The following is a 255-nucleotide window of genomic DNA, read 5'->3' on the forward strand; positions in this document are numbered from 1 at the left end:
CACGCTGGCCGTTCTGGAAGCCCTGCGGCCAGGCGTTGGCCAGCTCCACCATGTACGGGTAGCGCCAGATGGTGGCGTAGTCCTGGTCCCAGGTGACGGTCTTGAACACCGTCGGCGTGGCCGACACCACCATGAACAGCGGCTCGCCGGCGTTGACCTTGAACGTCACTTCGCCGTCCAGGCCTTTTTGCATCGCGCTGTAGCGTGCCGTCGTGAACTGCGTGTTGGTGGCCACCAGGCCCCAGCGGAAGTCGG

At 65.5% G+C, this 255-nt stretch carries 1 protein-coding gene; it reads right to left on the reverse strand.

What is annotated here, in order from left to right; all coding sequences use genetic code 11:
• Nucleotides 1-255: DUF6055 domain-containing protein (locus tag ACG00X_RS24230; protein WP_394492385.1), on the reverse strand; the 255-nt coding region annotated here is incomplete at both ends.

The organism is Pelomonas nitida (assembly GCF_043555975.1).
Classification (GTDB): domain Bacteria; phylum Pseudomonadota; class Gammaproteobacteria; order Burkholderiales; family Burkholderiaceae_C; genus Pelomonas; species Pelomonas nitida.